This window comes from Candidatus Symbiopectobacterium sp. 'North America', from assembly GCF_015762685.1.
Taxonomy (GTDB): domain Bacteria; phylum Pseudomonadota; class Gammaproteobacteria; order Enterobacterales; family Enterobacteriaceae; genus Symbiopectobacterium.
This window is the reverse complement of sequence record NZ_PEHF01000023.1, coordinates 1-13,373: the sequence shown is the minus strand read 5'-3', so window position 1 is coordinate 13,373 and position 13,373 is coordinate 1. Positions and strand designations below refer to the sequence as shown.

Here is a 13,373-nt window from a genome sequence, read left to right as displayed (position 1 = left end):
TTAAACAAAAAATGGTGTTCCAGCAACATATTGATTAGTCAAACAATGAAAGGAAGGCGAGAAGGTATTTCTTTATAATGTTACAGCGGTGGCAATAACCACCGCTGTTTTACTGCTTATTATTTTTACTACTTTATAATTATATCTATTTATTATTGTTAAATAATTCCCTGGTGTTGGCATTTTTCCAATGACCCAGAAGACGCTAGGCATCATCGGAAAGTTTTAAATTCGCTTTGATTTTCTCCTCATTTTTAGTGATTACCTGCGCCATCAACCAATCGGCGACGATCATCGGACTCACTTTCGACCACCATGCTACTGCTGATGAACTGCGCACGATATACAACATTTCATCAGCTTCATTGGCTAAAGGAGAGCTGGTTCGGTCTGTCATCGCGACGACATAGGCTCCCCGTTTCCGGGAAAGGCTCATAAAATCAATGGCATAGGGGATGTAACGCTCCCACCCGATACCAATAAACACATCCTGCTCATTCACCTGCAATATGCGGTCTGCTACATCACCGTGACCGATATTGAACACCTCGGTGTTGCCGAGAAAATGATTCAGTTGCATCGCCAGATAGGAGACCATGGAAAACGACGTTCCGTTACCACTCACCCAAATACGCCTTGCGGCAGCGATACGCCCAGCGACTGCTGAAACAATACGGTCTTCATTCAATTCTGCCGTGGCTTTCAAGAGCTGGTTGGCGTTGGCAAATACGCTCTCTTTTAATTCTGTCTCACTGGGCAACGCAGGTTCGCGATGCAAGATGCCGCTGGCGCCAGTGCGCTCAATCAAAGCATCTCCCAATGATTCTTTCATGTGGGCATAGCCCTCATACCCCACTGCACGTGAAAAGCGCACAATGGCGGCATCACTGATGTTCATCACAGCGGCCAACTGGCGGGCCGTCATGAATGCTACGCGATCTTTGTTGCGTTCGATGTAGCGTGCAATCATCTGCTGTGACGGGGTCAAGCTCGAAAAACGTTCCCTCAATAAAGCGGTGAACTCCATACTGTACCCTTAAAGAATCAGTTGCTACATTTAAAATAAAAAATGTAGCAATTGCAACACTGCATTTTATTTTTTCTTATTAACGCATAAAAAAATAAGTAGCAGGCTATTAATAACCCATTCGTGAAAGAATGGTTGTATTTGCTTCAGACATAAAACATTTTAGGCCAATTTGCAGACAACCGCTTGCCAATGCGGCTTTGGAACAGCGACTTTGCGCAGGAGACGGAATATTGAAGAAAGCGTTAGCGGTGGTGCGCTACAGTCTTAACTCCCCGCTACCACCGTGATCACAAAAAACCATCATGATAAGCAATATTGCAACATCAACACTACTGCTTTCTTTTAGGGCACGTTTTACCCACAGCTTGACCTCGGCTGTCAAACTTGCAGACAAAACAAAATCGCCCAAGCACATCGCCTTTGCAGAAACACTGCTTAGGATAAAAAAGGCGGCACCCGATACCCACCTTGAATCACTGACGCGTTTCGAGGCGTATCCCTACAGCTGTTCACGTTCGCATCAACAACGTATTCGGGAAGATAAGTATCAGCATCTTGGCAAGGCGCTTGATCGGGTTAAGGAGATACGGCAATTTTTAAACGTTTTTTCACCAACAGAACAAGCGACACCCGCCCCGGAAGTCAGATTACGCCGTGCAGTAAACCAGCATATGACGCGATCCTATGAAAATTCGTCAGGCGTTTACGCAACAGAAGCTGCGATTTATGCCATCAGTCAGCATGTCGATCAAAAAAAGCGAACGGTAAACCTAGATAACTTCACACACCTCACGACGGATATTCACGCCATGATTGATGCGGGAAAACCGCTGGGAGAAATAACCAACCGGATTATTGACTTCAAAGTCTACCATCCGCTGAACTCACTGCCGTAGTCAGCGTAATTGCACGCCATGAAGGTGAGGCGGTTAGGCCACTTCGGTGCGTCCGCGGCCTTTGTTTTTCGCCATATAGAGTGCAATATCTGCCGCTTTGAGCCAATCGTGATACTGGTTCATGGTCGGGCGATATTTCGCTACACCAACGCTGATGCGAATCCCCAACTACGGCGTTTGCGTCAAGCGCTTGGCGGCCAAACGACTACGAATACGGTTAATGATCTCAACCGCATCGGTAGCACGCGCCTCAGGCAAAATCACCGCAAATTCGTCCCCCCCGAAGCGACCAATCACATCAGTCGCGCGTAAGCCGTTGCGCAGTTCTTTCGTCAAAAACAGGATCGCTTCATCACCCACATTGTGACCGAAGCTGTCATTGATGGTTTTGAAATGATCGATGTCGATCAACGCCAATGTAGAGGGCTCATCAATGTGGCGACAGATTTCATATTCGTTGTGCAACAACTGCTCCCAATGATGGCGGTTATAGACGTTGGTCATACCATCGTGGGTACTCATCAACATCAATCTGCGCTTGTATTCCGCCAGTTTGGTCGCCGTCACATACGTCACATAGCCAAGTGCCATCGGATAGACAAGCAGCATGGGCAAACAGGCGTAGAGCTGAGTGGGTGTCGTCACTAAATCGATGCGGTGTGCGTTAAGGCCTGCTACCAGGGCAGCACTGAGCAGCTGCAAACTGACGCCCTGGATAAACAAGCGGATACCCCTCCGGTCATGCTATTCATACCTACCATGGCGATGATGATGACACTGGGCAACACGTTGAGCCCCATCATACCAATCCAGAATCCGCCATTAACCACATCCACCAGTAAGTTCCCTCGCTCAAAGCGCATGGGATCGGCGGAACGCGTAGACAGGTAATAGGCAAGGTAGGGCCATACAAACACATTGAGAAAAAGCAGTACCCATACCCAAAACGGAGTGGTTTTTGTCACCAACACGGAAGTGATAAAGAGGGAGCACAACAGCGTACCGATAATACGCGGTAGAAAGACCCGCTTGGAAAAGCGTATCCCGGAAAGACGAGAGTCCACTGTCAATAATGTAGGCGATTTAACAGACATGACGCCTCTCCCATTCCATTGCATCAAAGGGTAAACAGTATGACCTAAATCATGCCATTCACGGCACATTAACGCAGTTAATTTGTTATTTATATCGTTACCTGAAACTCGCATAACGTCCACTGCGAACCGAAAATATTCCTTTATCAGGTAAAAACAATACGGCCTTACTCACGAAGAGTAAGGCCGCATATCGATGTCTGCTACCTATTGCTATTAGCGAATTTCACCCGCCACGCCATAGAGGCCGTTACGCCGTTGCAGCATCTGACCGCCATCACGCGTCAGCGGCACCCAGCCGACAACACCGCGTTTCACCGTTGGTTCGGTAAACATTAAATCGAACGGAATAAAGATATAGAAGCCCTTGGTAAAGCTGCCTTCCCCGTAGTCTTTGCTGCTAATATCGGTTTTGGTAGCAAACACCCCGGCGGTGATGCCGCTGTCAAAGCGACGCGACAGATCGACCGTTACACCATAGTCTCCAGCCAAATAGCGCCCGACGCTGATTTTCGCAAACGATCCTTCAACATAAGGCATTTCCCAATACGCGGTAAGGTGCCCGGTCACCACGTCATAATCCGCTGTACGCATAATGTCATTCCAGTCACGCTGCTTGACGTAGTTGACATACAGCCCCAGCGCCCAACGTTCTCCGAACGGACGATACAGTACTTCTGAACCGACCCCGGCATACATCATTTCCAGATAACCGCCGTACACCTGGGTATACCAGTCTGTCGCCGGGTTATCCAAGCGCGTCAATTGCAGGTTGGTCAGCAGCAGGTCCGAAGAGGTCACATATTCACGAATCCAAGTCCTGACACGCGGCAAGCTACTATCGTTAGGCGGCGTTTTATAATTAAAACGATCGTAGTTATTGATCAGGTTCAAGGATGCGGCACCACCGACCGACCAGTGATCGCTCAGGCGATAATCTGCACTACCTTTCAGCGCCACCTGGTACATATAAAACGATTCCGCACCACCGACAGATTGCGTCAAGGCAGGCTCTATTCCGTAGGTAAAGCGCGATGGCTCGCTACGTAACACCGATTGCCCGTTGATATCAGAAACGGGCTCTGCAAGGTGGCTCACCGGCTCCGGTTGCCCTAACGGCGTTGAGGCGGTTTGCACCTCGCGGAACGCTTTGGTGTTTACCGCCGTACTTTCCACAGGCAGACGTTGGCTGCGGCGCACAATATGGTATTCCCCTACGCTATCTGGCACATGATTCGCCAAAATGGTTGCAGCGCGCTGATTGGCTTCGTTTTTATCACGGTATTTCTCTTGATCGGCAACGATAGTGACCTGCTGTGCATCGGCATAAATATCGGCATCGCTGTAACCGGCTTTCTCATCCAGTTCACGCGCCACCTGTTGCCAGTTGGTTCCATTATCAGAATTAACAGGCGCATAAACAGGCGGAACATCTTCCGGATGCACCGGGCGCAGATCGTTAAAGTTGGTGCGCAGGCTAAAGCCCCACATCAGGGTGTTGCCGCGCTGCCAGGAAAGCGTGGTATCAAAGTAATCACTGACGCGGTAGACCATACCGATATTGAAGGGGGAGTCTTGTTTGATGCGTATGCCCACATCACTTCGACCTTTGATACGATCGGCCGCCTCATCACTATAATCATTGCCGTCATATTCAAGCTTAAAGCACAGCGGATTCCATGGGGTTTGATATTCTATCCCACCAAATAGGGCAGCCGGGCCATGGAAAAAGTTCCCCACCTCAAACTGCCCGCCGCCTGTTTTATAACTACCGCTGCGCTGACAGAAACTGGCTTTAAATTCGCAGGCAGGGTTTTTAATATTGCCGCTTTCGGCCATGTTGCCCCAGCCAATGCCGAACGTAAAATCAAACGGCCCCATACGCTTGCTGGCGACCAAGTATTCGCTATCAAACAGTCCGGTACCAGCAATATCACGTAAACCGAAAGAAACATCCGGTAGCCATGCGCTTTCCTGCCAAAGCCGCGCTTTAACATCGAAAGATTTATCTTTATAGGTTTGATTGCCACTAAAATCGGTATTGTTACTGTAAGGTCGGGTACGAATATCGGTATAGCGCACCGTGGTTTCTAACCAGTCAAACAGTTGCATAGACACGGAATAACGCCGGTACTCTTCGTTATCACGATAGTTCAGGTTGAATTCACCGCTGCGCGCCATGCGCGCCGTCGGCATTTGCAACAGTCCGGTGCCACCAAAGTCAGACTGTGATACACCTGCACTATCAAAACGGGTATTGGGGTTGGTAACGCTTTTAACGATATCACTTTTATCGGCGACATCCTGCGCCATAGCCTGACCACTCAAGGCACTGCCGATGGCCAACGACAGACAGCCAATTTTAAATCTTCTGTTCTTTGTCATTAGTGTGGGATCCGGTTAGCCAGAAAATCAGCAATTTGATCGTTCAGAGAAGCAAACTCGTTGGGTAATACGCCGGGATCGAAACCAATAAACAGCATTTCACCCGCCGCAGGCTCAATATGCTGCTGGTTCCACAGTGCCAGTGGCACTTTGCGCCATGCGCCTTGACCATCGATAAGATAACCGGCATCTCGATTGGCACCGGTCAGAAAGCGGCGATCCAGCACATAATCTCTAACCGTCCCGCCGGATTGCAACGCCACATCACCCACGATTTTCAGCTCCGCGATATCAGGATCGGTGTTAATCAACCCAGCCAGGCTAAAGCGGGATGCCAACGGCGCAATATACAGCGCATAGTCACCCACCAACGGGCGGTTAAGACGCGGATTGACACGAACCTGGTCAGGGTCGAGCGGCGTTAATATTCTCCCAGCCACGTCAACCTGATCCAGCATTTTGCGCATCAGCCAGGCGGAGATAGCCAAATCGCCATCGCCGGAGTTACGCCAGCGGGTTTCCAACTCAGCCAGCGATTTACGCAGCGCTTCTGCCTGTGCATAGACCTTTTGCGTGCTGGCATAATCAGAAATCAATGCGGTGCGCCAGTTAACGTCAGCGGGAAACGCCACCTGCTGATAAAACGCCGTCAGCCGCGTACCATAGGCTTGTTTCACCACCGCCAGCGTTTGCTGCGGGGTTTTTACTGTTAACTGTGCTGCCTGTGCAGCCCCCGCCGTGAACAGCATCAGGAGTGCCATACGGGAAAATGCCAACATGTCAGTCCCTTATTGTACGTAGGGTTTTAATACCGTGAATTTAACCAGTGCCATGTCCGGCCCCATCTGTTGCCAGGTTTGCACCACTTGCCCTGTGGTTAGTTCGAGCCAATAGGTGTTGGTATATTCCGCGTTTAAGGCGGGAACCGAAACCTGTTCGGTAAATTTCAACAGTTGGCGCGGCTTGTCCAAAATGGTCACCGTTTCTTTACCGCGCGCCTGAAATACGGACTCTACCGCATAATCACCGCGCAGCACCTGTGACCAAGCCATTTTCCCCTGCCAGTTCAGCGACGTTGACGGTTTTAGCAAGCCAGCAGCAAGTGGATCAGGCGTCACGTTAAGGACGTGGGTGATATCTTCACCAAATCCCTGAGTTTTAACAATGCGGCCGTTCTGCGTCACCAGAATATTACTGTCAGCGCCAATCCATTTAAGCCGATTGTTTTCAGCAAAGGCCAGCACCACAAAAACCTGAGATGCTTTTCCTACCCGTAGATAGGCTGATGCATAAGGGGTTTGTGCCACTTTCTCTGCAGAGACCTGCACGTCATCCATGCCCCAAATCGCCAGTTTGGCCGTTTTTTGGAACGCATTCATTTTTTGTGAACAACCGACCAATCCCAGCGCGAACAGTGGCAATAGCACCAGCACTCTGCGTTTTGCCACGAGCGTTTTTTTTATCATTGCGTGAATATCTCGCGAAACGGCCAGAAAAATAAAAGAAAGGCCACCGAAGTGGCCTTGGTTATCAAATGACCTTAACGAGGTATAGTACCCGTCGTGGTGGTACCGGTGTTACCACCGTCATCACTAGTAGCAACAGCAATAGCCACACCTGCCGCGACCGCCGCAGTGACACCTAGTGCCACAGCAGCAGTAGTACCCGCAGCGGCACCCGCACCTGCAGCACCAGCGGCAGCTGCCGTGGTAGTGGTAGAAACGGTGCCAGCTGTACCCACTGTAGCAGCAAACGCGTTAGAGGACATAGCCACTGCAAGGGCCAACGTAAATAACGTCTTCTTCATTACTATTTCCTTTATTAACAAATGAAGCGCTTCAGGGAGGAATACCGTTCAGTAGAACCGCATCCCTACTTTCTTTAACCGCGATGCGCGGCACAGCCCACTCCGACCGCGGCGACATCGCTCCACTGAGGAGACTCTCAGCAATAAATTATAGGACAGGGAATCTCAACGCTCCCCATTCCCTGACTCAGGTTTTTTACACACGCTTAAAAATAGCAAGATCTCGCTACAATAAACAGTGAAATTGTAAATTACGCTCGTATTGACGTTAACAAAAACAAGTAGTAATAAAAAGAGAATTAATCATAATGGTATGATTAACTTTGATTTAATCATAATTTCCTATGCAAAACGCCGAATAGCGACACTATTCGGCGTTTATTTAACAACGTGATTTTAAGAAATAACTTATTCCAACCACTCGGTGTGGAATACGCCTTCCTTATCAGTACTTTTATAGGTGTGTGCGCCAAAGTAATCGCGCTGCGCCTGGATCAGGTTGGCAGGCAACACCGCTGAGCGATAGCTGTCGTAATAAGCGATGGCCGCAGAGAAAGTTGGTGTCGGGATACCGTTTTGCACTGCATAGGCAACAACATCACGCAATGCCTGCTGGTAGTCATCGGCTGCTTTCTTGAAGTAAGGCGCCAGCAACAGGTTAGCGATATCCGGCGTTGCTGCGTAGACATCGGTGATTTTTTGCAGGAACTGTGCGCGGATAATGCAACCGGCGCGGAAAATCTTGGCGATTTCACCGTAGTTCAGGTTCCACTGATGCTCTTCTGAAGCTGCACGCAACTGTGAGAAACCTTGTGCATAGGAAACAATTTTACCCAGATAGAGCGCACGACGCACATTCTCTATAAAGGTCGCTTTATCACCGCTAAACGGTTTTGCCTGCGGCCCGGTCAACACTTTGGACGCAGCAACGCGCTGATCTTTCAGTGAAGAAATATAGCGAGCAAACACAGATTCTGTGATCAGCGACAACGGTTCGCCGAGATCCAAAGAGCTTTGGCTGGTCCATTTGCCCGTGCCTTTGTTAGCCGCTTCATCCAGAATCACATCAACCAGATAGTTACCTTCTTCATCTTTCTTGGTGAAGATATCTTTGGTGATGTCGATCAAGTAGCTGCTCAGCTCGCCCGCATTCCATTCAGAGAAGATTTCTGCCAGCTCATCGTTGGAAAGATTCAAGCCATGCTTCAGCAATGAATAGGCTTCAGCAATCAGTTGCATGTCGCCATATTCAATACCGTTGTGCACCATTTTTACATAGTGACCGGCACCGTCTGGCCCGATATAGGTGACGCAGGCTTCGCCTTCGGTGCGGGCGGCAATTTTTTCCAGAATCGGGGCCACCAACTCATAGGCATCTTTTTGCCCACCCGGCATGATGGAAGGCCCTTTCAGCGCGCCCTCTTCACCACCGGATACACCGGTGCCGATAAAGTTGAACCCTTCAGCAGAAAGCTCACGGTTACGACGGATAGTGTCCTGGAAGAAGGTGTTACCGCCATCGATGATGATGTCGCCTTTATCCAGATAAGGTTTCAAGGATTCGATCGCTTTGTCCGTGCCTTCGCCCGCTTTTACCATCAACAGAATACGGCGCGGAGATTCCAGAGACGCCACAAATTCTTCAACGGTGTAATAAGGCACCAGTTTTTTGCCGGGGTTTTCGGCCACCACCTCTTCGGTTTTTTCACGAGAGCGGTTGAAAATGGACACAGTGTAACCACGACTTTCGATGTTAAGCGCCAGATTGCGCCCCATCACCGCCATACCCACCACGCCAATTTGCTGTTTGGACATTAAAGCAACTCCTGTCTGAAGGATAACCTGCCTGTATCACGACGACGACAGACACGCAAAAGCAGGCAGATATGGTAACTCAGCTTAAGGCATGTGGATAGTGATAGGTCTAAAGAAGAGAAAAGCCCCGCACGGTGGCAGGGCTTAGTAGCATGGTATCAATGCCAATTATTTATTCAGCAATTCTTTGATGCTGGCTTTAAACGCATCGCCAAACTCAGGATTACGCAACCCATATGCAACAAATGCCTGCATATAACCCAGCTTGCGCCCACAGTTAAAGCTGCGGCCCGACATCTGCACCGCATCTACCTGATGATTTTGCTCAATCAGTTCGGCAATGGCATCAGTCAGTTGGATACGCCCCCAGGCACCGGCAGGCGTTTTTTCCAGAATAGACCAGGCATCCGCAGACAGTACATAACGGCCGACCGCCGATAAATCAGACCCTTCTTCCGGCGGCACTTCCGGTTTTTCGATCATGGAAGTGATAACTGCTGCGTCACCTGCGTGGTTAAGCGGCTTTTCACACTCCACCACGGAGTATTCTGGCAACACTTCATAAGGACGATGTTTTACCAATACTTGGCTGTGGCCCGTTTCTTCAAAACGCGCAATCAACTGTGTCAGATTCTCTTTACTCTGATCTGCACTGGCTTCATCCATCACCACATCCGGCAACACCACCACAAACGGGTTGTTGCCTACGGTAGGACGCGCGCAGTTGATGGCATGGCCCAGCCCCAGCGTTTCGCCCTGGCGCACGTTCATAATCGTCACGCCCTTAGGACAGATGGCTTGCACATCGGCCAGCAATTGGCGTTTTTGTCGCTCTTCCAGCAAAGACTCTAGCTCGAAAGAGGTATCGAAATGGTTTTCAATGGCGTTTTTCGAGGCGTGTGTAACCAGCACAATCTCTTTAATACCCGCATTGACGCACTCGTTAACGATTTTCTCAATTACCGGGCGATCCACCAACGGCAGCATCTCTTTTGGGATCGCTTTTGTTACCGGCAGCAGGTTCATACCCAGCCCAGCGACAGGGATAATCGCTTTCAATGTTGTTGCCATGCATTAACTCTCTTGTTATCTGTTGTCATTCTTCTGCCATCATAACGTGGCTGTGAGAATTGTGAGAATTGTGAGAATAAGGTTACACCCAATTATTCACAACGCTACCTGAAAGGCGTAACTATTCTTATAGTTCATACAATTCCGCATCGATATTGTATGATCTCAACCAGCTACTTCAAGTATCCACAGCAAAGGTTAAAACAATGAAAGGCATCGTATTGGCAGGTGGTTCTGGCACCAGACTTTACCCCATCACTCGTGGCATATCGAAGCAACTACTGCCCATCTATGACAAACCCATGGTGTATTACCCACTCTCAGTGCTGATGTTGGCAGGCATTCAGGATATCTTGATTATCAGTACCCCCGAAGACCTTCCCTCATTCCAATGCCTGTTAGGTGATGGCAGCCATTTTGGCATCAACCTCAGCTATGCGGAGCAGCCGAGCCCGTCCGGGCTGGCTCAAGCGTTCATCATCGGTGAAGAGTTTATTAACGGTGAGCGTTGTGCATTGATTTTGGGTGACAATATCTATTTTGGCCAGAGCTTCGGTAAAAAGCTGGAAAGTGCGGTAGCGCAAGAACAAGGCGCAACGGTGTTTGGTTATCAGGTGACCGACCCAGAGCGCTTTGGCGTAGTGGAATTTGATGCCGATTTCAAAGCCCTCTCGATTGAAGAGAAACCGCTTAAGCCCAAATCTAACTGGGCGGTGACAGGGCTCTATTTTTATGACAACAATATCGTTGACATGGCCAAGCAAGTTAAACCCTCGGCGCGCGGGGAGTTAGAAATTACCACGCTCAACCAGATGTATCTGGAACAGGGCACACTTAACGTTGAGCTGCTGGGCCGTGGCTTCGCCTGGTTAGATACTGGGACCCATGATAGTCTGATTGAGGCCTCGCAGTTTATTCATACCATTGAAAAACGGCAGGGAATGAAAGTGGCCTGCCTGGAAGAGATCGCTTTCCGTAAGGGCTGGATCTCGCGTGAACAAGTAGCAAAAGAAGCCCAATTACTGAGCAAAACACAATATGGGCAGTATCTCGCGCGACTGGTTGCAGAATCCCAGCATTAACTAGCATCCGTCATCCTCGGCGTACACCGGGGATCTCAAGCAGAATAAACACACTTTCAACCTATTACTTATTGAAAAATACTATGCAAGTTATCGACACCCCTATTTTTGGCGCAAAAGTTGTTCAGCCTAAAGTCTTCGGTGATGCTCGTGGATTTTTTTTAGAAACGTTTGAAAAAAACCGTTATCAGCAGATGCTGAATATTGATCTGGATTTTGTGCAGGATAACCACTCACGCTCCAGCAAAGGCGTATTGCGGGGGCTGCATTTCCAGAAAACACGCCCACAGGGAAAACTGGTGCGTGTAGTGCTTGGTGAAGTTTATGATGTAGTGGTCGACATTCGCCGAGATTCCCCTAGCTATGGCAAATGGTTTGGCGTGCTACTCACCGAGGAAAACAAAACGCAATTTTGGCTGCCACCAGGGTTGGCACATGGCTTTGCTGTGCTCTCCGACATCGCCGACTTTGAATACAAATGCACAGAATATTACCAACCTTCCGATGAAGGTTGTCTATTGTGGAACGATTCTGACATAGGGGTTGAATGGCCGCTGGAATCGCCACAGCTTTCAGAAAAGGACAAACTCGGTAAACGCTTCAAGGAGTTGTTTTGATGAAAGTGCTATTGGCCGGCTCTAACGGCCAGCTAGGACGCTGTTTTCAAGATAGACTGCCATTTGGTTGGCAAATTCTTGCCACTGATTCTACCGAATTGGATATCACCGATCTGGCTCAAGTTACTGCAACTGTCAGTGCCTTTAAACCGAATGCCATTGTTAATTCAGCAGCCTATACCGCAGTTGATAAAGCAGAAAGCGAAGTAGCAGTCGCGGAACGCATTAATGCAGTTGGCCCGGCTAATTTGGCAAGTGTGGCTACTCAACACGGCATTCGTTTGGTGCACGTTTCAACTGACTACGTTTTCGATGGCAACACCAACACGCCTTACACCGAAGAAAGCGTGACCAACCCGCTCAGCGTGTATGGCATCACCAAATTGGTGGGTGAGCGCGCCGTTAGCGCAGCTGCTCCTGACGCGATTATCGTGCGCACCGCCTGGGTATTTAGCGAATACGGCAATAACTTCGTGAAAACCATGCTGCGTTTAGGCAAAGAGCGAGATGCGCTCAGCATTGTTGACGACCAGCGCGGATGCCCCACTTATGCGGGCGATTTGGCACAGGCGATTATTGCGCTGCTACAACAGAATGCTGCCGGGGGCATTTATCACTACGCCGGTGATAAAGAAGTGAGCTGGTTTGAATTTGCTCAGGCTATTTTTTCTGTCGCGGTGCAGAAAGCGGTTCTGAGTAAAGCACCGACGCTCACACCGATTACTACAGCACAGTATCCCACACCGGCACACCGCCCTGCCTATTCGACGCTGGCCGGGGAAAAAGTCATGGGGTTGGGAATTGCGTTATCAGACTGGCAAGGTGCGTTAAAGAAAACCATTTAAGAGTTTCCCTTCCCCGACCATCTACGCGCTACATTTTCTGTCATTCCCGCGAAAGCGGGAATCTCCCCCAGGGAAAATACGTTCTCTGCCTCTGCGGGAGCTCTCGTATAATCAACCGCTGATCACAGCTTTATTTTCATACTGCTCAGCAGGCATCAATTAGCTTTTCATCAATCTCACTAATCCCCTGTTCTGCTTTCAACCAAAGCGGGGCTTTTAGACTAGCCACAAAAAACAAACCAGCTCAGCTAATAGCTCAATGACAACCGGAGTCATTTCTGAAGATAACTTCCGCTCCGTGAGCAGTTGCGCTAAAGTTTGGCAATATTGACAGAGAGATTCAGAATCAGGTTCAAAACGCGGAGGAGTGGCAGGAAGCAGATCAACGGCTAGACTCTCGACAAGATGATGCGGAATGGATGCATTCAGTTTGGATTTCAATAACCTGAGACAGGTAGCGAGTCGACCACACAGTGTCAGCTTCAGAGCACTACCATCACATTCGAGCATAGCATCTGAAAAATGCGGCCAGAACAGTGAAATCAGTGCCTGCGTTAAATGGAACGGTCAATAACGAGTGAGTCTGGTTGAGGATTGTAGCCTGAGGCAGCCTCCGATGAGGATCGTATTTACCCACCACCATAGGTTCCAATCTCTTGGGTGGTGATGTAAGTATCCCGGTAAACCGAACCATTCACTTTTAGAGATCTTCTGACATACTGATTATGTCC

The 13,373-nt window shown here is 49.2% G+C and carries 12 protein-coding genes and 1 pseudogene; 4 read left to right on the top strand and 9 right to left on the bottom strand.

What is annotated here, in order from left to right:
- Positions 1-205 precede the first annotated feature (205 nt).
- Positions 206-1,027: a MurR/RpiR family transcriptional regulator gene (locus tag CS369_RS05155; RefSeq protein WP_196906270.1), complete on the bottom strand. Its 822-nt coding sequence runs from the start codon at positions 1,025-1,027 to the stop codon at positions 206-208.
- 305 nt (positions 1,028-1,332) lie between these two features.
- On the opposite strand from CS369_RS05155, the gene CS369_RS05150 reads away from it, so the two are divergent.
- The gene (locus CS369_RS05150) at positions 1,333-1,926 is read left to right on the top strand and encodes a hypothetical protein (RefSeq protein ID WP_196906269.1); all 594 of its coding nucleotides are present in this window, start codon (positions 1,333-1,335) and stop codon (positions 1,924-1,926) included.
- 33 nt (positions 1,927-1,959) lie between these two features.
- Here the strand turns inward: CS369_RS05150 and CS369_RS23040 are convergent.
- The 8 genes and pseudogenes from CS369_RS23040 to CS369_RS05115 all read right to left on the bottom strand — a co-directional run bounded on the left by CS369_RS23040 (position 1,960) and on the right by CS369_RS05115 (position 10,098).
- A pseudogene (locus CS369_RS23040) lies at positions 1,960-2,430 on the bottom strand (diguanylate cyclase).
- Positions 2,431-2,600: 170 nt separating this feature from the next.
- Positions 2,601-3,020, bottom strand: coding sequence for an MASE2 domain-containing protein (locus CS369_RS23035; RefSeq protein ID WP_244664780.1), 420 nt, complete (start codon positions 3,018-3,020; stop codon positions 2,601-2,603).
- A gap of 216 nt (positions 3,021-3,236) precedes the next feature.
- Positions 3,237-5,405, bottom strand: coding sequence for a YjbH domain-containing protein (locus CS369_RS05140; RefSeq protein WP_196906268.1), 2,169 nt, complete (start codon positions 5,403-5,405; stop codon positions 3,237-3,239).
- On the bottom strand, positions 5,405-6,184 hold the full coding sequence (locus tag CS369_RS05135) for a capsule biosynthesis GfcC D2 domain-containing protein (protein ID WP_196906267.1): 780 nt from the start codon (positions 6,182-6,184) through the stop codon (positions 5,405-5,407). The genes CS369_RS05140 and CS369_RS05135 overlap by 1 nt, the downstream gene beginning before the upstream one ends.
- Before the next feature lie 9 nt (positions 6,185-6,193).
- Positions 6,194-6,871: a YjbF family lipoprotein gene (locus CS369_RS05130; RefSeq protein ID WP_196906266.1), complete on the bottom strand. Its 678-nt coding sequence runs from the start codon at positions 6,869-6,871 to the stop codon at positions 6,194-6,196.
- A 74-nt stretch (positions 6,872-6,945) separates the two neighbouring features.
- Complete coding sequence (locus CS369_RS05125) at positions 6,946-7,212, bottom strand: hypothetical protein (protein WP_196906265.1); 267 nt, start codon at positions 7,210-7,212, stop codon at positions 6,946-6,948.
- Between the two features lie 408 nt (positions 7,213-7,620).
- Positions 7,621-9,027 (bottom strand): NADP-dependent phosphogluconate dehydrogenase, encoded by a 1,407-nt coding sequence (gndA, locus tag CS369_RS05120; RefSeq protein ID WP_196906264.1) that lies wholly within the window; start codon positions 9,025-9,027, stop codon positions 7,621-7,623.
- A 168-nt stretch (positions 9,028-9,195) separates the two neighbouring features.
- A complete protein-coding gene (locus CS369_RS05115; RefSeq protein WP_196906263.1) occupies positions 9,196-10,098 on the bottom strand; it encodes a sugar phosphate nucleotidyltransferase in 903 nt (300 codons plus the stop codon).
- 206 nt (positions 10,099-10,304) lie between these two features.
- Between CS369_RS05115 and rfbA the strand changes: the two genes are divergently transcribed.
- The 3 genes from rfbA (at position 10,305) to rfbD (ending at position 12,642) form a co-directional block, all read left to right on the top strand.
- A complete protein-coding gene (gene rfbA / locus CS369_RS05110; protein WP_196906262.1) occupies positions 10,305-11,180 on the top strand; it encodes a glucose-1-phosphate thymidylyltransferase RfbA in 876 nt (291 codons plus the stop codon).
- A gap of 83 nt (positions 11,181-11,263) precedes the next feature.
- Complete coding sequence (gene rfbC / locus CS369_RS05105) at positions 11,264-11,797, top strand: dTDP-4-dehydrorhamnose 3,5-epimerase (RefSeq protein WP_196906261.1); 534 nt, start codon at positions 11,264-11,266, stop codon at positions 11,795-11,797.
- Positions 11,797-12,642 (top strand): dTDP-4-dehydrorhamnose reductase, encoded by an 846-nt coding sequence (rfbD, locus tag CS369_RS05100; RefSeq protein ID WP_196906260.1) that lies wholly within the window; start codon positions 11,797-11,799, stop codon positions 12,640-12,642. The genes rfbC and rfbD overlap by 1 nt, the downstream gene beginning before the upstream one ends.
- Positions 12,643-13,373: the final 731 nt, after the last annotated feature.